The 20090-nt window shown below is 74.3% G+C and carries 17 protein-coding genes; 9 read left to right on the forward strand and 8 right to left on the reverse strand.

The window, feature by feature from the left end:
- Positions 1 to 182 precede the first annotated feature (182 nt).
- Positions 183 to 1367: an acyl-CoA dehydrogenase family protein gene (locus IE247_RS27725; RefSeq protein WP_190126041.1), complete on the reverse strand. Its 1185-nt coding sequence runs from the start codon at positions 1365 to 1367 to the stop codon at positions 183 to 185.
- A gap of 131 nt (positions 1368 to 1498) precedes the next feature.
- Between IE247_RS27725 and IE247_RS27730 the strand changes: the two genes are divergently transcribed.
- From IE247_RS27730 to IE247_RS27740, 3 genes are read left to right on the forward strand one after another with little or no spacing between them, the layout of a single operon-like run.
- On the forward strand, positions 1499 to 2263 hold the full coding sequence (locus tag IE247_RS27730) for an SDR family oxidoreductase (RefSeq protein WP_229869388.1): 765 nt from the start codon (positions 1499 to 1501) through the stop codon (positions 2261 to 2263).
- A 29-nt stretch (positions 2264 to 2292) separates the two neighbouring features.
- The gene (locus tag IE247_RS27735; RefSeq protein WP_190126043.1) at positions 2293 to 2904 is read left to right on the forward strand and encodes a TetR/AcrR family transcriptional regulator; all 612 of its coding nucleotides are present in this window, start codon (positions 2293 to 2295) and stop codon (positions 2902 to 2904) included.
- Positions 2905 to 2924: 20 nt separating this feature from the next.
- Positions 2925 to 4082: an acetyl-CoA C-acetyltransferase gene (locus IE247_RS27740; protein WP_190126044.1), complete on the forward strand. Its 1158-nt coding sequence runs from the start codon at positions 2925 to 2927 to the stop codon at positions 4080 to 4082.
- Between the two features lie 147 nt (positions 4083 to 4229).
- Here IE247_RS27740 and IE247_RS27745 read toward each other — a convergent pair whose 3' ends face one another.
- From IE247_RS27745 to IE247_RS27765, 5 genes are all read right to left on the reverse strand, one after another.
- On the reverse strand, positions 4230 to 5099 hold the full coding sequence (locus tag IE247_RS27745; RefSeq protein ID WP_373305616.1) for an SCO6745 family protein: 870 nt from the start codon (positions 5097 to 5099) through the stop codon (positions 4230 to 4232).
- A gap of 209 nt (positions 5100 to 5308) precedes the next feature.
- Complete coding sequence (locus IE247_RS27750; protein WP_190126046.1) at positions 5309 to 6382, reverse strand: NAD(P)H-dependent flavin oxidoreductase; 1074 nt, start codon at positions 6380 to 6382, stop codon at positions 5309 to 5311.
- Complete coding sequence (locus tag IE247_RS27755) at positions 6379 to 7188, reverse strand: CoA-transferase subunit beta (RefSeq protein WP_229869384.1); 810 nt, start codon at positions 7186 to 7188, stop codon at positions 6379 to 6381. The genes IE247_RS27750 and IE247_RS27755 overlap by 4 nt, the downstream gene beginning before the upstream one ends.
- On the reverse strand, positions 7185 to 8027 hold the full coding sequence (locus tag IE247_RS27760; RefSeq protein WP_190126047.1) for a CoA transferase subunit A: 843 nt from the start codon (positions 8025 to 8027) through the stop codon (positions 7185 to 7187). Before IE247_RS27760 ends, IE247_RS27755 begins: the two co-directional genes overlap by 4 nt.
- The gene (locus IE247_RS27765; protein ID WP_190126048.1) at positions 8024 to 8773 is read right to left on the reverse strand and encodes an enoyl-CoA hydratase family protein; all 750 of its coding nucleotides are present in this window, start codon (positions 8771 to 8773) and stop codon (positions 8024 to 8026) included. Before IE247_RS27765 ends, IE247_RS27760 begins: the two co-directional genes overlap by 4 nt.
- A 56-nt stretch (positions 8774 to 8829) precedes the next feature.
- Between IE247_RS27765 and IE247_RS27770 the strand changes: the two genes are divergently transcribed.
- Together IE247_RS27770 and IE247_RS27775 are read left to right on the forward strand one after the other, a co-directional pair.
- On the forward strand, positions 8830 to 9597 hold the full coding sequence (locus IE247_RS27770; protein ID WP_190126049.1) for an SDR family oxidoreductase: 768 nt from the start codon (positions 8830 to 8832) through the stop codon (positions 9595 to 9597).
- Between the two features lie 13 nt (positions 9598 to 9610).
- Positions 9611 to 10492 (forward strand): SDR family oxidoreductase, encoded by an 882-nt coding sequence (locus IE247_RS27775; protein WP_190126050.1) that lies wholly within the window; start codon positions 9611 to 9613, stop codon positions 10490 to 10492.
- Here IE247_RS27775 and IE247_RS27780 read toward each other — a convergent pair.
- Both IE247_RS27780 and IE247_RS27785 read right to left on the reverse strand, forming a co-directional pair.
- Positions 10477 to 11496, reverse strand: a complete 1020-nt coding sequence (locus IE247_RS27780) for an ankyrin repeat domain-containing protein (protein WP_190126051.1) — start codon at positions 11494 to 11496, stop codon at positions 10477 to 10479. The two genes, IE247_RS27775 and IE247_RS27780, sit on opposite strands and share 16 nt — an antisense overlap.
- A 23-nt stretch (positions 11497 to 11519) precedes the next feature.
- Positions 11520 to 12416 carry a hypothetical protein gene (locus IE247_RS27785; RefSeq protein WP_190126067.1) on the reverse strand — a complete coding sequence of 299 codons (897 nt, stop codon included), beginning with the start codon at positions 12414 to 12416 and terminating at the stop codon, positions 11520 to 11522.
- Between the two features lie 188 nt (positions 12417 to 12604).
- Here IE247_RS27785 and IE247_RS27790 point away from each other — a divergent pair, with 188 nt between their 5' ends.
- From IE247_RS27790 to pepN, 4 genes are all read left to right on the forward strand, one after another.
- Positions 12605 to 13396: a serine protease gene (locus tag IE247_RS27790; protein WP_190126052.1), complete on the forward strand. Its 792-nt coding sequence runs from the start codon at positions 12605 to 12607 to the stop codon at positions 13394 to 13396.
- 166 nt (positions 13397 to 13562) lie between these two features.
- Complete coding sequence (locus IE247_RS27795) at positions 13563 to 16685, forward strand: endo-alpha-N-acetylgalactosaminidase family protein (protein WP_229869385.1); 3123 nt, start codon at positions 13563 to 13565, stop codon at positions 16683 to 16685.
- 128 nt (positions 16686 to 16813) lie between these two features.
- Positions 16814 to 17149 carry a chorismate mutase gene (locus IE247_RS27800; RefSeq protein ID WP_190126053.1) on the forward strand — a complete coding sequence of 112 codons (336 nt, stop codon included), beginning with the start codon at positions 16814 to 16816 and terminating at the stop codon, positions 17147 to 17149.
- 91 nt (positions 17150 to 17240) lie between these two features.
- A complete protein-coding gene (pepN, locus tag IE247_RS27805) occupies positions 17241 to 19766 on the forward strand; it encodes an aminopeptidase N (RefSeq protein ID WP_190126054.1) in 2526 nt (841 codons plus the stop codon).
- Positions 19767 to 20090 lie beyond the last annotated feature (324 nt).

Consider the following 20090-nt stretch of genomic DNA (forward strand, 5'->3'; position numbering starts at 1 on the left):
CAAACACCGACAGGCCCCCCCCCCCCCTCCCCCCCCCCCCCCCCCCCGCGGGACCACCCCCGGGCGGGGGCCGTGGCCCCCCGCCGCCCAGGCGGCGCCGGCCGACGGGACCCCCGCCGACGACAGCGAGGCGTCCAGCGAACGGCCGAACGCCCGCTGCTCGTCCGTCAGCGCGAAACGCATCAGCGGCGTCCCTTCGGCAGTCCGAGCAGCCGCTCGGCGACGATGTCCCGCTGGATCTCATTGGTCCCGGCGTAGATGGGCCCGGCCAGGGCGAAGAGATGCCCCTCGGCCCACGGGGAGCCCGCGAAGCCGCCCTCCTCGCCCAGCAGATCGAGCGCCGTCTCATGGATCGCGAGATCCAGCTCCGACCAGAAGACCTTGTTCATGCTGGACTCCGCCCCGATCGCCTCGCCCCGCGCGAACCGCGCCGCCCCCGCCGAGGCGAACAGCTGATAGGCGCGCGCCCCGATCACGGCGTCCGCCACCCGCGCGGCCAGCGCGCCGTCCACCGCCCGGCCGCCCGGCGAGGCGTCCGCCGCCCCCGCCGCCGTCCCCGCCGAGGCCCGCCACCGCCGTACGAGCCGGTCCGCCGCCGCCAGAAACCGCCCGGGCGACCGGAGGGTCAGCCCCCGCTCGTCGCCGGTCGCCGACATCGCGATCCGCCAGCCCTGCCCGGGCTCCCCGATCAGATCCTCGTCCGGCACGAAGACCCGGTCGAGGGTGAGTTCGGCGAACGCGGGCCTCCCGTCGAGCCGCCCGACCGGACGGACCGTCACCCCCTCGGCCCCCAGGTCGAACATCAGACAGCTCAGCCCCTGGTGCGGCCGTGCCGCCCCCGGGTCCGTACGGAAGATCCCGAAGGCGCGGTCGGCGAAGGCGGCCCGCGAGGACCAGGTCTTCCGGCCCGTCAGCAGCCAGCCCCCGGCCGTCCGCACCGCCCGCGACCGCAGCGCCGCGAGATCCGACCCGGCCTCCGGCTCCGACCACGCCTGCGCCCAGATCTCCTCGCCGCCCGCCATCGGCGGCAGCACCCGGGCCCGCTGCTCCTCGGTGCCGTGGTCGAAGAGCGTGGGCGCGAGCAGACAGATCCCGTTCTGCGAGACCCGGCCGGGCGCGCCCGCCGCGTAGTACTCCTCCTCGAAGAGCAGCCACCGCACCAGATCCGCGCCCCGCCCCCCGTACCGCTCGGGCCAGGAGACCGCCGACCAGCGGCCGGCCGCCAGCTCCGCCTCCCACGCGCGGTGCGCCGCGAAGCCCTCCCGGGTCTCCAGCGACGGCAGCGGCGTCCGGGGCACCCGGGCCGCGAGCCACTCCCGGGCCTCGGCCCGGAATTCCTCGTCCTCGGGGGAGTGGCGCAGATCCATGCGTACACACATCCTTCCCTAACAAGTGTTTGGTAGGTTAACGTGCGAAGGTGGCCGACGACAGTGCGAGGACGCGCGAGGAGCCCGGCGGTACGGGAGGGGCGCCCCCGCTCCCGCCCCCGCCCCCGTATGTGCCCGGGCACGGCCTCCTCGCGGGCCGCACCGCCGTGATCACCGCCGCCGCCGGCACGGGCATCGGCGGCGCGACCGCCCGCAGATTCCTTGAGGAGGGCGCGCGGATCCTCCTCAGCGACGCCCATCCGCGCAGACTGGCCGAGACCCGGGCCGCCCTCGCCGAGGAGTTCGGCGACCGCGCGGTCGCCGCCCACCCCTGCGACGTCACCGACGAGACCCAGGTCGGGGCGCTCTTCCGGCGGACCGCCGAGGAACACGGCGGACTCGACATCGTCGTCAACAACGCCGGGCTCGGCGGCACCGCACCCCTGACCGAGATGACCGACACCCAGTGGGACCGCGTCCTCGACGTCACCCTGAACGGCACCTTCCGCTGCGTCCGCGCCGCGCTGCGCTCCTTCCGGGCCGCCGGCCGGCCCGGAGTGATCGTCAACAACTCCTCCGTGCTCGGCTGGCGCGCCCAGGCGGGCCAGGCCCACTACGCCGCCGCGAAGGCCGGGGTCATGGCCCTCACCCGCTGCGCCGCGATCGAGGCCGCCGGATACGGCGTACGGATCAACGCGGTCGCCCCCAGCCTCGCCCGCCACCCCCATCTGGCGAAGGTCACCTCCGCCGCGCTCCTCGACGAACTCGCCGCGAAGGAGGCCTTCGGCCGGCCCGCCGAGCCCTGGGAGATCGCCAACACCATCGTCTTCCTGGCCAGCGACTACTCCTCGTACCTCACCGGCGAGGTGCTCTCCGTCAGCGGCCAGCGCGCTTGAGCCGTGAGCCGGGAGCGGAGAATGGGCCCGTGCCGAACACGAAGAAGACCCAGGCGAGCGCCCCCTCCCCCGAGCGCCGCCGCGAGCTCCTCGCCGTCGCCGCCGAGGTGTTCGCCGCCCAGGGCTACGACGCCACCACCGTGCGCCGGATCGCGGACGAGGCGGGCCTGCTGGCCGGCAGCCTCTACTACCACTTCGACTCCAAGGAATCGATGCTGGACGAGATCCTCGCCACCTTCCTGGACGAGCTGTGGCAGGGGTACGACACCGTCCTCGACGCCGCTCTCGGCCCCCGGGAGACCATCGAGGCCCTGGTCACCGAGTCCTTCCGGGAGATCGACCGGCACCGTGCCGCCGTCGCCATCTACCAGCGCGAGAACCGGCGTCTCGCCGAGCTGCCCCGCTTCCGCTATCTCGCCGAGTCGCAGAGCAGATTCGAGCACGTCTGGCTCGGAACGCTGGAGCGCGGGGTCGCCGAGCGGGTGTTCCGCGCCGATCTGGACGTACGGCTCACCTACCGGTTCGTCCGCGACACGGTGTGGGTCGCCGCGTCCTGGTACCGGCCGGGCGGCCGGCACAGCCCCGAGGAGATCGCCCGTCAGTATCTGTCGATGGTGCTGGACGGGATCGCCGTACGGTAGTCACCCACCGAGGAGTCCCCATGGGCGAGGCCTACATACTGGACGCGGTACGCACCCCGGTCGGCCGGCGCGGCGGCGCTCTCGCCGCCGTCCACCCCGCCGATCTCGGCGCGCATGTGCTCGCCGAGCTGGTCCGCCGCTCGGGGGTGGACCCCGCCGCCGTCGACGACGTCGTCCTCGGCTGTCTGGACACGGTGGGCCCGCAGGCCGGCGACATCGCCCGGACCGCGTGGCTGGCGGCCGGGCTCCCCGAGGAGGTGCCCGGGGTGACCGTCGACCGGCAGTGCGGATCGTCGCAGCAGGCCGTGCACTTCGCCGCGCAGGCCGTGCTCTCCGGCACCCAGGACCTGGTCGTCGCGGGCGGCGTGCAGAGCATGTCCACGATCCCCATCGCCTTCGCCTCCCGGCGGGCGGCCGAGCCGCTGGGGCTGACCGAGGGCCCCTTCGCGGGCAGCGCGGGCTGGCGGGCCCGCTACGGCGACCGGCCCGTCGACCAGTTCCACGGCGCGGAGCTGATCGCCACGGAGTGGGGCATCACCCGGGAGGACCAGGAGGAGTTCGCCCTCCGCTCCCACCGGCGGGCCCTCCGCGCCCTCGACGAGGGCCGCTTCGACCGGGAGACGGTCGCCTACGGCCCCTGCACCGCCGACGAGGGACCGCGCCGCGACACCGGCGCGGCGAGGATGGCCGCGCTCCGGCCGGTCGTCGCGGGCGGCACGATCACGGCCGCCTGCTCGTCCCAGCTCTCCGACGGGGCCGCCGCGCTGCTGATCGCGAGCGAACGCGCCGTACGGGACCACGGACTCACCCCCCGCGCCCGCGTCCACCATCTCTCGGTCCGGGGCGAGGACCCCATCCGGATGCTCTCCGCCCCGATCCCGGCGACGGCGCACGCCCTGCGGAAGACCGGCATGTCCATCCACGACATGGATCTGATCGAGGTCAACGAGGCCTTCGCCCCCGTGGTGCTGGCCTGGATCGAGGAGACCGGCGCGGACCCGGGGAAGGTCAACGTCAACGGCGGGGCGATCGCCCTGGGCCACCCGCTGGGCGCGACCGGAACCCGCCTCATGACCACACTCCTGCACGAACTGGAGCGCACCGGCGGCCGGTTCGGCCTCCAGACCATGTGCGAGGGCGGCGGCCAGGCGAACGTCACCGTGATCGAACGGCTCTGAGCCCCGCCGGGGCCGCCGCCCGCCGGGGCGGCGGCGCGAGGGCCCGGCGGGGGAGGGGACGCCCGGCTTCGCGCCGGGGCGCGGATGCGGTACCGGCCGCCCCGCGCCCGCCCCCGTACCCCGGCGCGAGGCGTCAGACCCCGCGCCTCACACGCCCTCGCCGGCGGGGAGCCCGATCGGGTTCGGGAAGCGGAGCGTCCGCGCGACGGTCTCCGCCAAGGGGCCCAGGGCCCCGGTGAGTTCCCCGAGGTCGACCCCGGCCCAGGGGCGGGCCGCCGCGCGGTCCGTGGCCTCCTCGATCTCCGCGAGGGTCCGCCGCCCCTCCTCCGTCGCCCGTCCGTCCGGGGCCAGCAGCCCCCGCTCCACCAGCCGGCGGACCGCCGCGTCCCACTCGGGATCCGTCCAGCCCCGGTAGGGCTGGAGCTCACTGCGCGGCAGATCGATCCCGACCCGCAGCGTGAGGATCTCGCAGCCGTCCAGATCCGCCGCGACCTGCGCCGCCACATGGCCGTCCCCCCGGTGCTCGCGCAGGATCGTGGCGGCGTGCCAGAGTCGGTCCAGCGGGTCCTCGGGCCAGGGCAGCGCGACATTGGCGGCGGTCAGCGGACGCCCGGTGCAGTCCGGCGCGACGGCGGCCCCGGCGAGCAGCTCCGCCGCCCGCGCCACCTCCTTCTCCTGGCCCGAGAGCAGCCGGGCGAGCGCCGCCCGGGCCCCCGCCCGGCGTACCTCCAGCGCCCGTTCGGGGCTGACGGTCTCCCAGACCGAGGGCAGCGCCTGGGCCACCATCGACGGGGCGAACGAGCAGAACGCGGCCGTGACCGGCTCGGGGGCCGACACCCCGAGCGGCGCGGACCGCCCGGCGAAATAGCCGCGCCAGAAGCCGCGCAGCCCGGCCTCCTCGAACCCGTTGACGGCCTCGGGGGAGAAATAGGTGACGGCGTGGATCGGTTCGAACAGGGCCCACAGACGGCGGGGCGTGATGACGGCGGTGTCAGCGATGGCTTCCATGGGCGGCATTTTGCCGGGCCCCGCGAACGCCCACGGACCCCTCGCGCCGGGGGAGGGCCGCTCCGGGGCGGCGGGCCCGGCCCCGGCGGACGGAGCCGAGACAAGCAGATAAGAACGCCGGAACCTCAGCCGGGCAGGCCCCGGCCCTGCGGCCGTGTCCACGGGCCGCTCTCGCGGGCCGCCCGCCGGACCCCGTCCCGGAGCTGTGTTCGTGGTGGTCAACCGACCCCGTTACACCTGTCCGGGGGACACGGCAGCGCCCGTACCGTCTCCGCCGCCTCCGCCATGATCCGCTCCAGCAGCTCGGCACAGCTCGGCAGATCCTCGATCACCCCCGCCACCTGCCCCGAGGCCATCACCCCCAGATCGGCGCGCCCCTGCACCATCGAGGCGCGCAGCAGCATCGGCGCGTTCGCGGCGAGCAGCGTCTGCGCCCAGGTCAGCTCCCTGCCGTGCCGCGCCGCCAGCCCCTCGCGGACCATCGACGCCCACGAGAGCCCCGACAGCCGCCGGAAGGCGGCGGCGTGCCGCACCGCCGCCGCCAGCGTCCGCGCGCGGCCCCGGCCCTCCAGGGAGCGGACCAGCTCGGTACGGAGCATCCGGTGCGGCAGCCCGTCCACGGCCCGGGTCACCGTCACATCCGTCACCGCCGCCGCCAGATAGCGGGCTTTGACCGCGTCCGGCACCGGGGAGTCGGAGGTGAGCAGGAACCGGGTGCCCATCGCGATGCCCGCCGCGCCCAGCGCCAGCGCCGCCACCAGCCCCCGCCCGTCGCGGAAGCCGCCGGCCGCGACGACCGGGACGGGGACGGCGTCCACCACCTGCGGCAGCAGTACGGTCGTGGCCACCTCACCGGTGTGCCCGCCGCCCTCCCCGCCCTGCACGATCACCGCGTCGGCGCCCCAGGCGACCACCTTCTCCGCGTGCCGGCGCGCACCGACGGAGGGGATCACCACCACGCCCGCGTCCTTGAGTTCGGCGATCAGCCCACGGGAGGGCGCGAGCGCGAAGGACGCCACTCGCACCCCCTCGTCGACGATGATCCGCACCCGCTCGCGGGCGTCCGTCGCGTCCGCGCGCAGATTGACGCCGAAGGGCAGACCGCCGGTACGGGAGCGCACCTCGCGCACGGCCCGGCGCAGCTCCCCGGTGGTCATCGTCGCCGAGGCCAGGATCCCGAGCGCGCCCGCGCGGGCGGCGGCGGCGACCAGCCGGGGCCCGGCCACCCACCCCATCCCGGTCTGGACGACCGGATGCCGTACCCCCGTCAGCTCGGTGAGCGCCGTCCTCATCGCGCCACCGCCCCGATCTCCCGGTCCCGCAGCCCCTCCGGGTCGAGGACCTCGCGGATCAGCCGCAGCTCCCCGGGGCCGGGGTCGCGGGTGTACGGGAGGGGCTCGGGGACGGTCAGCGCGAAGCCGGTCGCGGCCCGGACCCGGTCCAGGGTGACCCCCGGGTGCAGGGAGGCCAGCCGCATCGAGCGGTCGGGGGTCTCGAAGTCGAAGACCCCCAGGTCGGAGACGACGCGCGGGATCCGGTGGTAGCGGCTCGCGCTCGGCCCGGCCGCCGCCGCCCGGTCGTACCCCACCCCGCAGACCATGTCGACCCGTGTCACGAAGACCCGGGGCGAGTGCCGGGGGACCCAGTAGCTCACCGGGTGGTTGAGCGTGTTGACGGGCGCGCCCCGCACCCCGAGCAGCTGGCGCTCGGGGGGCTCCCCGCCGCCGATGCGGGAGATGTTCTGGTTGCCGTGCCGGTCGAGCTGGCTCGCGCCCATCATCACGTGCCGCCGTCCGCCACTGACCAGCTCCAGATGCCGGCGGTACGGCAGCCAGCCCTCCACCGAGCCGTCCTCCCCGGTCAGCAGGGCCTCGCCGTCGGTGAGAAGGAGGTCGGGGGAGAAGGTCAGCCGGGCGAGCCGGGCCCCGAGGGAGGGGATCAGGCCGATCGGGCTCGCCAGCACCTCCCCGTCGCCGCGCCAGGCCTCGGCGCAGGCGACGACGCAGTGCTCGGCGCGCGACACGGCGCTCCCGCCGCCGTGCTGGTTCCCGTCGTTCCCGTCGTTCCGGCCGTTCCCGTCGTTCTGGTCTCCGGTCATCGGGTCCGCTCCTGGTGCCAGCTCTCGACGGCGGCCTGGTACGCCTTCTCGTCGCCCTGGAGGAACCTCTCGGCGAAGGCGTCCCACGGGGTGGTCGCGTACATCCGCTGGAACGCCTCGTCCCGGCCGTGGCCGGGGGCGCAGGAGGTGAAGTGCGCGCCGTTCGGGGTCTCCACCACGCCGGTGACCGAGTGCCGCCCGATCAGCAGCGTCTGCGGCACCGCGCCCGCGAAGCCGTCCACCAGCCGCTCGCAGGAGAGATACGCGCGCTCCGCCGCCGCGCAGAACAGATCGTCGAAGTACGGGTCGGGGCCGAGGTACTGGCCGTTGCCGTGCCGGTCGGCCCGGTCGAGATGGACCAGCGCCGCGTCCATCCGCAGGGCGGGCACGGCGACGAACTCCTCGCCGTCCTCGTACGGCGATACGACCGTGCGCAGCTCCGGGCTGACCCGCATGACGTCCGAGCCGAGACCGGCTCGTACCGGCAGGAAGGGCAGCCGGTTGGCGGCGGCGCGCAGCCCCCACAGGAACATGGCCTCGTCGATCTCGGTCAGGGCGAGGCCGCCGCGCTCGCGGGCGGCGCGGTAGTGCGGTTCGAGGGGTACGGAGTCGAGGGTGACGAAGGGGGCGATCAGCCGGCGGATCCGGCCGGCGGCGGCGAGGAGCCCGATGTCGGGGCCGCCGCAGGAGATCACGGTCAGCTCGGTGACGTCGGTCCTGAGCAGCGCCCGCACCAGGGCCATCGGCTTGCGGCGCGAGCCCCAGCCGCCGATCCCGATCGTCATCCCGCTGCGCAGCTCTCCCACGGCCCGCTCGGGCGTCATGGTCTTGTCGCTCATGCCGGAGTCCCCTTCCCGAAGGTGTCGCGGACCCGTGCGGCGGTCCCGTCGAGGGCGGCCTCGAAGGTGAAGCCCTGCTCGTAGCGGTAGTCGCGGCGGACGTCGGCCGGGTCGATGCCGTTGAGGGCCGCCTTGGCCAGCCGGATCAGGGTGCCGTCCTTGCGGGCGATCTCGGACGCCAGCTCCAGGGCCGCACCCGCGAGTTCGCCGGGCGGCACCACCCGCCAGACCGAGCCGTGCCGGTGCAGTTCGGCGGCGGTCGCGGTGCGCGAGGTGTAGTACAGGGCGCGCATCAGATGCCGGGGGACCAGCCGGGCCAGATGGGTGCCTGCGCCGAGCGCGCCCCGGTCCAGCTCCGGCAGTCCGAAGACGGCGTCGTCGGCGGCGACGATCGCGTCCGCGTTGCCGACGAGCCCGACGCCGCCGCCGAGACAGAAGCCCTGGACGGCGGCGACGACCGGCACCTCGCACTCGTACACGGCGGCGAACGCCTCGAAACAGCCCCGGTTGGCCCCGAGCAGCGCGCCGTGGCCCGGGTCGCGCCGGATCTCCTTCAGGTCCACGCCCGCGTTGAAGCCCCGGCCGGCGGCGGCCAGCACGACGCAGCGGATGCCCGGGTCGCGGCCCGCCGCGCGGACCGCGTCCGCGAGGGCGTGCCAGCCGCGCACGGGAAGGGCGTTGACGGGCGGGTAGTCGGCCGTGATGACGCGGACGCCGTCGGCGGGGTTCGCGGTGGAGACACCCATGACAGGATCAGCTACCTTTCCACCAAACGTTTGTTAGGTGGGGAAGGTAGCAGCCGATGGAGCTGTACGGGAGGGTCGCCGTCGTCACCGGCGGTACGCGCGGAGTCGGCGCGGGCATCGCGCGGGCCTTTCTGCGCGCGGGCGCGACGGTGGTGATCTGCGCCCGCAGACCGCCCGAAGCGCCCGTCGCCGGGGCCGAGTTCGTCCCGCTGGACCTGCGCGACCCGGCCGCGACGGGCCCCTTCTTCGACGCGGTCGCCGAGCGGCACGGCCGGCTCGACACCCTCGTCAACAACGCGGGCGGCACCCCGCCCCGGCTGCTCGCCGACGGCACGGCGGCCCAGCACGCCCGGGTCCTCGAACTCAACCTCACCGCCCCGCTGGCCGCCTCGCTCGCCGCCCGCCCCCATCTGCGGGCGGCGCGCGGCTCGATCGTGATGATCGGCAGCGTCAGCGGCGGCCGGGCCTCGCCGGGCTCGGCGGCGTACGGCGCTGCCAAGGCCGGGCTGGAGTCGCTGGCCCGCTCGATGGCCGTGGAGTGGGCCCCGGAGATACGCGTCAACACCCTGGTCCTCGGCATGGTCCGCACCGAACTCGCCCGGCTGCACTACGGGGACGAGGACGGCGTCGCGGCCGTCGGCCGGACGGTGCCGCTGGGGCGGCTCGCGGAGCCCGCCGACGCGGGCGATGCGGCGGTCTTCCTCGCCTCGGCGCGGGCGGGCTATGTGAGCGGGGCCGCTCTGCATCTGCACGGCGGCGGGGAGCGCCCCGCCTTCCTCGACGCCGCGACATGTCGACAAAGAGGCGAAGGTGACATGACATGAGGGGAGAGTTGGGATGACGGGCATCTGCGCGGGCCGGGTGGTGGCGGTGACCGGGGCCGGCCGGGGGCTGGGCCGCGCCCACGCCCTGGCGTTCGCCGCCGAGGGCGCGAGGGTCGTCGTCAACGACCTGGGGGCCGCCCGGGACGGCTCCGGGGCCTCGGGCGACCCGGCGCGCTCGGTGGTCGCCGAGATCGAGGCGGCGGGCGGCCGGGCGGTGGCCCACGACGGCGACATCGCTGCGGAGCGCGGCGCGTCCTCGCTGATCGCCACCGCCCTGGAGACCTACGGCCGGCTCGACACCCTCGTCAACAACGCGGGCTTCCTGCGCGACCGGATGCTCGTCAACCTCGCCGACGAGGACTGGGACGCGGTGCTCCGCGTCCATCTCACCGGCCACTTCCTGCCGCTCCGGCACGCCGCCGCCCACTGGCGCGCCGAGTCCCGGGCGGGCCGCCCGGTGGCCGCCCGGGTGGTCAACACCACCTCGGGCGCGGGGCTCATGGGCAGCGTCGGCCAGGGCAACTACGCGGCGGCCAAGGCCGGGATCGTCGCCCTCACCCTCGTCGCCTCGGCCGAACTGGCCCGCTACGGCGTCCAGGTCAACGCGATCGCCCCGGCGGCCAGGACCCGGATGACCGAAGAGGTGTTCACCGCGCTGACCGCGCCGCCCGAGGATGTCTCCCCGCTCGTCGTATGGCTCGGCTCCGCCGCCAGTACGGGGGTGACCGGCCGGGTCTTCGAGGCCGAGGCGGGCCGGATCACCGTCATGGAGGGCTGGCGCCCGGGCCCCACCGCCCGGAACCCGGCCCGCTGGACCCCCGCCGGAGCGGGCGAGGCCGCCCGCCGCCTCCTCGCCGACACCCCGCCGCCCCCTCCCGTCTACGGCGTCCGCTGACCCGCCCCCGGGGGCGTCCGCGCGCCGTCGGCACCCAGCACGGCACCGGGCACGGCCCTCAGCCGCTCCAGCACGTCCGCCCCGAACGCCCGCAGCGCCGGATCCCCGCCCGCCGCCCACTCCGCCGCCGCCGCGAAGGTCTCCTCGTCGCCCCGCCCGCCCAGGGTCAGCACCTGCTCCCGCCAGTTGTCGTTCCCCCGCTCCCCGTCGCGCAGCGCCCGCGCGGCCAGCTCGGCGGCGGGCGTCCTGATTCCCAGCGAGACCTCCAGGGCGGTCGCGATCGCCGCGTGCCCGGTCTGCCGGTCCGCCCCCGCGCCCGGCCTCCCGTCCCGCAGCAGTTCGACCACGACGGTCGTACCGCCGTCCTCCGCCACTCGCCGCACGACCAGCTCGTGCCCCTCGCCGTACGCCTCCAGCAGTCCGGCGCGCAACTCCCCCTCGACATCGCGAATCAGCCACTCGTGGGCCTCCGCCAGCGCCGCCCGCCGCCCCGCCTCGCCCACCCCCCGGTCCAGCAGCGCCCGTACGGCGGGCCACGAGCCCCGGCGCACCGCCAGCACCAGCGGCGGCACCCCGTGCCCGTCGGGCAGCTCCGGGTCCGCGCCGAACTCCAGCAGGGTGCGGACCGTCCGCCCGTTCCCCCGGGTCGCCGCCCAGACCAGCGCGGTCAGGCCGTGCGCCTCCCGGAGATCGGGCCGCGCCCCCGCCGCGAGCAGCGCCCGTACGGTCTCCTCGTGGTCCCGGACGGCCGCCCCGCACAGCGGCAGATCGCCGCCCGCGCCCCCGTCCTCCTCCGTGTCCCCGCTCGCCCGGTCGGGGTCCGCCCCCGCCGCCAGCAGCAGCCGGACGATTCCGGTCCGATTGTCGGTGGCCGCCCGGTACAGGGCGGTCTCGCCATCCTCGTCCGCCGTCTCGGCCGATGTCCCGGACCGCAACAGCCGTACGACGGCGTCCTCGTCGCCCCCGTACACGGCCTCGAACACTCTCTCCACCTCGTCACTCATGCGAGGAGAGTAGGGAACCCGGCTCAGTCGCCGCATTCGAGAATGGTCCGGCACAGCCCGCACCGCGCCCTCACCCGTCCCCGGGCCGGCACCCGGATGCGCTGATGGCAGGTGGGGCAGGCGAAGGAGACCCGGGGCCCGTCCGGCCCCGGCTCCACGGCGTAACCCCCGTCCTCGGAGACGACGGTCGCCCCGCGCTCGGCCGCCCGCCGCACATCCCTGGCGTAGCGGTGCCGGCCCGCCCACCCCGCCGTCGTCAGCGGCGGACGCCGGGCCTCCCGCAGCGCCAGGGCGCGGCCCTTGGTGTACGCGGTGTACGCCTGCGGGCTGGTGAACCACGGCGAGGGGTCCTCGCCGAACGCGAGCGCCCGCCCGGCCAGTACGTAGCCGAACTCCTCGGGGGTGAGATACCCGAGCTTCTGGCTGGTCAGCCGGTCCTCCCGGAAGGCGTCCAGAAGCAGCCAGCCCGCCCCGAGATAGGCCGTCACGGTGTCGGTGAGGATCTCGTTGTCCCGGGTGCCGGGGAAGGAGAGATCGAGCCGGTGCAGCAGCACATGAGTGATCTCATGGGCCAGCGCCGCGCCGATGTCCCGGCGATGGACGCGGAAGCGGTCGTTCAGCTCGATGAAGTACTCCGGCCCCGCCGTCAGCTCCACGCTCGCCGCGTGGTCCATCTCCCGGAAGCTCACGATCATCCGGGCGTCCGGCAGCCGCAGATGCCGCACCAGGGAGCGGGCCACGGACTGCGCGCCGAGGTGCGGATCCTCGCCGTCGCCGAAGGCCACGTCGGCGGGGAGCACGCTGGGCGCGTACGACAGCACCCCCTCCGGCGAGAGCCGCCGATAGAGCGCGGTGATCGCCGCCCGCACCGTTTCGAGATGCGGATAGCCGTGCACGACCTCGCTGTCCCGCGCCCCCATGCCCCACCCCCGCACCCCGGCCGGTACCCGCAAGCGTAGCCATCCCCCGCGCACGGTGGCCGAAATCTGCTCCTTGTGGCGCGCCGGGCGCACTCCCCATAATCCCGATCATCGCCTTGTCGGGCTCATGTCAGACGGCTACCCCCGCCCTGCCATGGCCCGACCCGGGCGGCCCACCTCAACCCCCCATGAAGGGCAGGCCGTTGAAGCTTCTCAGTGCGCTCAAGCGAACCGCAGTCGTCGGAGCCGTCATGCTCGCGGCTGCCGCCACTCTCCAGCCCGTCGCCACGGCCGCCGCCGGCGCGGCCCCGCCCGTCGTCGGCGGAACCCGGGCCGCCCAGGGAGAGTTCCCCTTCATGGTCCGGCTCTCCATGGGCTGTGGCGGCTCCCTGCTCACCCAGCAGATAGTCCTGACCGCCGCGCACTGCGTGAACGGCTCCGGCAACAACACCACCATCACCGCCACCGCCGGTGTCGTGGACCTCCAGAGCACCAGCGCGATCAAGGTCAAGTCCACCAAGGTCCTCCAGGCCCCCGGCTACAACGGCACCGGCAAGGACTGGGCGCTGATCAAGCTCGCCTCGCCGATCAACCGGGCCACCCTGAAGATCGCCGACACCAACGCCTACGACAACGGCACCTTCACCGTCGCCGGCTGGGGTTCGGCCCGCGAGGGCGGCGCACAGCAGCGCTACCTCCTCAAGGCCCAGGTCCCGTTCGTCTCGGACGCCTCCTGCGGCCAGTCCTACCCGGGCCTCGTCGACGAGGAGGAGATCTGCGCCGGCTACACCCAGGGCGGCGTCGACACCTGCCAGGGTGACTCCGGCGGCCCGATGTTCCGCCGCGACAACAACAACGAGTGGGTCCAGGTCGGCATCGTGAGCTGGGGCCAGGGCTGCGCCCGGCCCAACTACCCCGGCGTCTACGCCGAGGTCTCCCACTTCGCCGCGGACATCCAGGCCGCCGCCGCGACCCTCTAATCCCTAGGGCGACCCCTTCGCACCATCGGCGGGGCAGGCAGCGGACGCGTCAGTCCCGCACCTGCCCCGCCTTCCGTCCCCGGGCGCGCACCCTCTCCCGGCGCGGACCGGCCCCTACGAGCGTGCGAGCCGTACGAGAATCCCGTCACCGCCGAGGAGGACGAGCGTGCACGCGAGCGATGCCGGTCCCAGCCGCAGGACCGTGGTGGCGGCCACCGCCCTGGCCGGCGCCTCGGCCGCCGTCGGCGCGCCCGGCCCCTCCGCTTCGGCGGCCACCGCCGGGACCGGCCTGATCACGCTGCGCTCGCCACAGCTCGAAGTCCTGGTCGACAGCGGTTTCCCGAGCGTCGTCTCGTACACCGACCGGTCCACCGGGGCCAGGCTGTACGGCCGCCCGGCCCCGGTCACCTCTCTGCTCGTCGACTCCGCCGCCCGCACCCCGGACCGGATCACCGCCCGCGCCCGCCGCGACCGGGCCGCGTACACCCTCGCCCTCGGCCCCACCGAGATCGATGTGGAGATCCGCGTCGAGGGACGGCGGGTCCACTGGCGGGTCACCCGCATCGCCGACACCGAAGCGCTGCGCGTCGGCACCCTGGAGATCCCCGGCCTGGCACTGCTCTCCGTACGCGCCGACCAGCCCGGCGCGGCCCTGCGCGCCGCCCGGATCCAGCTCGACAAGGCGGGCGACGGCGACACCACGATCGTCCTCGCCGACATCGACACCGACCTCCCCCTGTCCGGGACCGGGCCGGTCGGCTGCGCCTACGCCGTCCTCTCCCACGATCTCCTCGGCGGCGCGATCGAGACCAACACCTGCTACGACAAACCCACCGGCGCGGCGGGCACCACCTGGGAGAACGGCCGGCTCCAGAGGCGGACGACCGTCCGGGACGGAGAGGTCTCCGTCAGCCTCACCCCCGGCCAGTGGACCCACCGCGCGGCGACCTCGCCCGTCGACGCGGTCGAGCCCCTCCCGTACGCCACCGTCGTCATCACCCGCGACCGCAACGGCGACGGCGTCGTGGACTGGCAGGACGCGGCCATCGCCTTCCGCGACATCATGGTCAGCCCGCTGGGCGCCGAGGAACAGCATCTGAGGGTCGTCCCGCACATCCCCTTCAACTTCGCCTCCCAGGCCACCAACCCCTTTCTCGCCACCCTCGACCAGGTCAAAAGGATCTCGCTGGCGACGGACGGACTGCGGCAGTACACCCTCCTCAAGGGCTACCAGTCCGAGGGCCACGACTCGGCGCACCCCGACTACGCGGGCAACCACAACAGACGGGCGGGCGGCCTCGCCGACCTCAACACCCTCCTCCGCCGGGGCCGCCGCTGGGGCAGCGACTTCGGCGTCCATGTGAACGCCACCGAGTCCTACCCGGTCGCCCGCGCCTTCTCCGAGACCCTGGTCGACAAGACGAACGAGCAGTGGGACTGGCTGGATCAGTCCTACCGCATCGACCAGCGCCGCGATCTGGTCAGCGGCGACATCGTCCGCCGCTTCGCCGCGCTGCGTGCCGAGACCGACCCCGCGCTGAACACGCTCTACATCGACGTCTTCCGCGAGTCGGGCTGGACCTCGGACCGGCTCCAGCGCGCCCTGCGCGAACAGGGCTGGCGGATCACCACCGAGTGGGGCCACGGCCTGGAGCGCTCCTCGCTGTGGGCGCACTGGGCCACCGAGACCGACTACGGCCCCGACACCGCGCGCGGCGTCAACTCCCGGCTCGTCCGCTTCATCCGCAACCACCAGAAGGACGTCTTCGCCGACCGCTGGCCGACCCTGCTCGGCATCCCCCGCACCGGGAACTACGAGGGCTGGGTCGGCAAGACCGACTGGACCGTCTTCTACCGGCTGATCTGGACCGACTCGCTGCCCGCCAAATACCTCCAGGCGTATCCGATCAAGCGCTGGACCGAGCACGAGATCACCTTCTTCGGCCCGGGAGCCGTCTCCGTCTCCGACACCGGGGGAGTCCGCCGGATCGAGACCGACGGCCGGACGGTCTACGACGGGGGCGTCTACCTCCTCCCCTGGGAACCGCGCCGCGCCCAGGACCCCGACCGGCTCTACCACTACAACCCCGGCGGCGGCACCAGCACCTGGCGCCTGCCGCGCGGCTGGTCCGGCGCGTCGGAAGTGGTGCTGTACCGCCTCACCGACCAGGGCCGGGTGTACGAGCGCGAACTCGCCGTCCGGTCCGGCCGGATCACCGTCGACGCCCTGCCCGACCAGCCGTACGTCGTCCACCGCACCCGCGCCCGCGCGGTCGGCGACCCCGGCTGGGGCGAGGCGACCCCCCTGCACGACCCCGGCTTCCACTCCGGCGCACTCGACGGCTGGCGGACCCGCGGCCCAGCCTCCGTACGGCGCAGCGCCCTCGGCGACTACGAGCTGGTGATCGCGGCGGGCGCGGCGGCCTCCGTGGGCCAGCGGCTGGACCGGCTCCCGCCCGGCGACTACGCGGCCTCCGTCCAGGTCGAGGTCGGCGAGCGCGCGGGCGAACGCCGCCGGGCGAGCCTGGAGATCCGTACGGCCGACGGGGTGACCGCCGTGAACTGGACCGACGTCTCCACCGCGGGCAACTTCGTCGCCGCCGACCGCAAACACGGCACCCGCTTCCAGCGCATGCTCACCCACTTCACCGTCCCCGACGGCGGCGGCCCGGTCACCCTCGCCCTGCGCGCGGAGGCCGGCGGGGCCCGGATCCGCTTCGACAACCCGCGCGTCGTCCCCGCGAAGCGCCCCACCCGCGAACCCGGCCTCCTCGCCCACGAGGACTTCGAGAACGTCCCCCAGGGCTGGGGCGTCTTCGTCAAGGGCGACGCGGGCGGCGTCACCGACCCGCGCACCCACATCGCCCAGCGCCACGCCCCCTTCACCCAGCGCGGCTGGAACGGCAAGGCGATCGACGACGTCGTCGACGGCGCCGAGTCCCTCAAATCCCGCGGCGAGAACCAGGGCCTCGTCTACCGCACCGTCGGCCACACGGTCCGCTTCGCCCCCGGCCGCCGCTACCGCGTCTCCTTCCGCTACGAGAACGAGCGGGCCGGACAGTACGCCTGGATCACCGGCACCAGTACCGGCACTGGCACTGGCACTGGCACCGGTGCCGACGACCGCGAGCTGATCCGCGACCCCCTCCCCGAGGCGACCTCGCCGACCCTTCGGCGGTACGAGTTCACCGCCCCCGACGACGGCGAGACCTGGGTGGGCCTGCGCAAGACCGGCACCTCCGGCACCGCCGAATTCGTCCTCGACGCCTTCGAGGCCCGCGAGATCTGATCCCCGGCCGCCCCTGCCCTCCCCGGCCTCCGGAGCGCCCCCGGATCCCGCCGGAGCGCCCCCGGCGGCGTACCGGACTCTGACCGTCCGCCGACGATATCCACCCGTTCCACGTAAGCTCGGCATCCATGACCACCAGGGACTTCGACACAGACATCCGCGCCGAGCTGGACCGGCTGCGGGGGAGCATCGACAACATCGACGCCGCCGTCGTCCATATGCTCGCCGAGCGTTTCAAGTGCACCCAGCAGGTCGGCCTGCTCAAGGCGCAGCACCAGCTCCCGCCCGCCGACCCGGAGCGCGAGGCCCGCCAGATCGAGCGGCTGCGCCAGCTCGCCGAGAGCGCGAAGCTCGACCCCGCGTTCGCCGAGAAGCTGCTCAATTTCATCATCGCCGAGGTCATCCGCCACCACGAGACGATCGCGGCCAACCCCGACGCCCCCGATCCGCGCCACGGCGGCTGAGTCCCCCGCTCGTGCCCCCGCGCTCCCGTGCGCTCAGAGCGGAACCGATACCCCGTGTGCTCGGCGGCTCTCATCAGGCAGCATGGCCCTCATGTCCGTACTCACGCGCGACGAAGCGCAGAACCGAGCCCAGCTTCTCGACGTCCACCGGTACATGATCGACCTCGATCTGACCACGGGGGCCGAGGCTCCTCCCGAAGCGTCCGCGGCCGGGGAAGAGGTCTTCGGCTCCCACACCGTCATACACTTCACCGCCCGCGCGGACGGGGACACCTTCGTCGAGCTCAAGCCGGCCGTACTGCGCTCCATCACGCTCGACGGACAGACCCTGGACCCCGCCCTGCTCGACGGGAACCGCTATCCGCTGACCTCCCTGAGCGCGGGTGAGCACCGGCTGAGCGTCACCGCGGACATGCGCTACTCGCGCACCGGCGAGGGCATGCACCGCTTCACCGACCCCGCCGACGGTGAGACCTACGTCTACACCCAGCTCTTCCTGGACGACGTCCAGCGCGTCTTCGCCGCCTTCGACCAGCCCGACCTCAAGGCCGTCTTCGAGGTGACCGTGAAGGCCCCCCAGGGCTGGACCGTCCTGGGCAACGGCATCGCCACCCACCACGGCGACGGCACCTGGACCTGCGCCCCGACCCAGCCGCTCGCCACCTACTTCGTGGCCGTCGCGGCGGGCCCCTGGCACTCGGTGCGCACCGAGCACGCCGGGCTCCCCTTCGGTCTGCACTGCCGCCGCTCGCTCGCCGAGTACCTCGAAGCGGATGCCGAGGAACTCTTCGAGATCACCCGCCAGTGCTACGACCGGTACCACGAGAAGTTCGACGAACCGTACCCCTTCGACTCGTACGACCAGGCGTTTGTACCGGAGTTCAACGCGGGCGCGATGGAGAACCCCGGCCTGGTCACCTTCCGCGACGAATTCGTCTACCGCTCCGCCGTCACCGACACCGAGCGGCAGACCCGGGCCATGGTCATCGCCCACGAGATGGCCCACATGTGGTTCGGCGACCTCGTCACCATGGTCTGGTGGGACGACCTCTGGCTGAACGAGTCCTTCGCCGAGTACATGGGCTTCCAGATCCTCACCGAGGCCACCCGCTTCACCGACACCTGGGTCGACTTCGCCGTCAACCGCAAGGGCTGGGGGTACGACGCCGACGAGCGGCCCTCCACCCACCCTGTCGCCCCCGATCCCGACGCCGTCCCCGACACCGCGTCCGCGCTGCTCAACTTCGACGGCATCTCCTACGCCAAGGGCGCGTCCGCGCTGCGACAGCTGGTCACCTGGATGGGGGAGAAGGACTTCCTCACCGGGATCAACACCCACTTCGCCCGCCACAGGTTCGGCAACGCCACCCTCGCCGACTTCATCGACTCCCTCGCCCAGGCCACCGACCGCGATGTGCACGCCTGGGCCGAATCCTGGCTGCGCACCACCGGTGTGGACACCCTGCGGCCCGCAGTCACCGAGGCCGGCGGCTCCTGGTCGCTCACCGTCGCCCAGGACGGCGGCCGCCCGCACCGCGTCGCCGTCGGCGCGTACGACGTCGACCCGGTGGACGACACCCGGCTGATCCCCCGGGGGCGCTTCGAACTCGACGTCCCCCACGGCGAGTCCGGCGCCCACCCGGGCCGCCGCCCCGCCCTCGTCGTCCTCAACGACAACGACACCGCCTACGCCAAGATCCGCTTCGACGCGGCCTCCTGGGACGCCGCCGTACGCCTGCTCTCCCGCGTCCCCGACCCGCTGACCCGGGCCGTCGTCTGGAACGCCGCCCGCGACATGGTCCGCGACGGCGACCTCGCCCCCATGGCCTATCTGGAGGCCGCCGCCGCCCATCTGCCCCGCGAGTCCGACCTCGCCATCGTCCAGGGCGTGCTGGGCTTCGCCTCCGCCCAGATCGCCGACCGCTTCTGCACCCCCGACCGCCGCCCCGCCGCGCTCGGCGCGATCCGCGACATCTGCCGCGCCCTGCTGCGCCGCACCGAGGACGGCAGCGACCCCGGTCTCCGCCTCATCGCCGTCCGCCACTACATCACCGCCGCGGCCCAGCCGGAGACCATCCAGGAGTGGCTCTCCGACGGCAGCGTCACCGGCGGCCCCGAACTCGACCCCGAGCTGCGCTGGCGCATCCTCTACCGTCTCGCCGTCCTCGGCGCGACCGACGAGCGCGCCATCGCCGCCGAACTGGAACTCGACCCCAGCGCCACGGGCCGCGAGGGCGCGGCCCGCTGCCGCGCCGCCCTGCCCGACCCGGCGGCCAAGGCGGCGGCCTGGGAGCTGCTCTTCACCGACGACTCCCTCTCCAACTACCTCTTCACCGCCACCGCCCAGGGCTTCTGGCAGCCCGAACAGGCCGATCTGGTACGGGAGTACGTCCCCCGCTACTTCCCCGCCGCCGTCGCCCTCGCCGCCCGCCGCGGCCCCGCCATCGCCGAGGCCGCCGGCCGCCACGCCTTCCCCCTCTCCGCGGTCGACCCCGACACCCTCGCCCACGGCGAGCTCTGTCTCCACGACACCGACATGACCCCCGCCCTCCACCGCCGCCTCACCGACCAACTCGACGACCTCCGCCGCGCCCTCTCCATCCACGACTCCCACTGACCGACCCTCCCCGGGGGCGGTGTGCCCACACCCCACCGCCCCCGCCCCGCCCTCGCGGCAGAGTCGGGCAATTCCCCCACCTCTCCGGCGCGAAGAAGGCCAATTTCAGCCTCGCCGGTGGTCCCCCCTGGCGAGTCCGGGCAATCTCAGCCCCGCCGGCGATTGAGGCGCGGGGTTCGGGGCAGCGCCCCGACCGCGACCCGACGCCGCACGCAAGGTGCGAAATACCCCGATACCCCCCGCACCCCCCACTCGTTGAACACCACACACGGCCCCCTCCACCCCCAGGAGGAACCCCCCCCCGCGTCCAACGAGGAGCCCCCC

Source organism: Streptomyces inusitatus (genome assembly GCF_014651115.1).
Classification (GTDB): domain Bacteria; phylum Actinomycetota; class Actinomycetes; order Streptomycetales; family Streptomycetaceae; genus Streptomyces; species Streptomyces amakusaensis.